At 72.8% G+C, this 1,094-nt stretch carries 1 protein-coding gene and 1 pseudogene; both read left to right on the top strand.

Annotated features, from left to right (window positions below):
* A partial coding sequence (locus ACIGDI_RS43415; RefSeq protein WP_399908582.1) for an aromatic amino acid lyase occupies positions 1–951 on the top strand: 951 nt, incomplete at its 5' end.
* Between the two features lie 14 nt (positions 952–965).
* Positions 966–1,094: pseudogene (locus tag ACIGDI_RS43410) on the top strand (MurR/RpiR family transcriptional regulator); the annotation flags it as partial.

The raw sequence follows: 1,094 nt of genomic DNA, 5'->3' as shown, positions 1-1,094 counted from the left end.
AACAACGATGCGTTGGCCTTCATCAGCAGCAACGCCCTCACCCTCGGCCAGTCCGCGCTGGCCCTGCACGAACTGCGCGCCCTGGTGGAGGCCACCCAGGTGGTCGCCGCGCTGTCGCTGCTGGCCGTGGACGGCTCGCACGAGGCCTACGCCGCCCCCGTGCACGCCGCCCGCCCGCACCGCGGCAGCGCCGAAGTGGCCCGGCGCATGCGGTGGCTGATCGGCGCCGCCGACCGGCCCACCCCGCCCCTGGGCCGGATCCAGGACCCGTACGGCTTCCGCTGCCTGCCCCAGATCCACGGCCCGGCGCACGACGCCGCCGACGCGCTGGAGAAGGTGCTGGACGTGGAGATCAACGCGGCCGCCGAGAACCCGCTGATCTCGCCCGAGGACATGGCCGCCTACCACCACGGCGGCTTCTACCAGGCCCAGCTCGCCCTCGCCCTGGACCACTTCAGGCTCTCGCTGATGCAGGTGGCACGGCTGTCGACCTCCCGCCTGTCCACCCTCAACGAACCCGCCTTCACCCGCCTGCGCCCCTTCCTCGCCGACCACGAGCCGGCCGCCTCCGGCGTGATGATCCTGGAGTACGCCGCCGCAGCCGCCCTCGGCGACCTGCGCGCCTTCTCCGCCCCCGCCTCCCTCGGCCACGCTGTACTCTCCCGGGGCGTCGAGGAACAGGCCAGTTTCGCCTCGCTCGCCGCACGCCAGACACTGCGCGCCTGCCGCGCGTACCGTCTCGTCGTCGGCTGCGAACTCGTCGCCGCCGTACGGGCGTTGCGTCAGCGAGACCTGAGACCCGACGCGGAACTTCCGGTGGGGCGTGCGCTTCGGCTCGCCGAATCCGTACTGGCAAAGGACCAGGCCGACCGGCCGCTCACGGACGACGTGACGGCGGCGGCCGCACTGCTGGACCGGTTCCCCGGTATGTGCAGGGGGAGCGAGTCATGAGCCTGGAAGGGGACATGAGCGTGATGGACAGTCCTGCGGGGCGCCTGCAGGCGCTCTTCGAGGGGCACCGGCTGACGCCGACCCAGCGGCGCATCGCGCACAGCATGGTGCGCCGGGCCGCCGACGTGCCCTTCCTGTCCAGC

The organism is Streptomyces sp. NPDC085900 (genome assembly GCF_044540925.1).
Lineage (GTDB): Bacteria > Actinomycetota > Actinomycetes > Streptomycetales > Streptomycetaceae > Streptomyces > Streptomyces gilvifuscus.
Note: the sequence above shows the minus strand (reverse complement) of the source record. Positions and strands in the feature narration are given on the sequence as shown.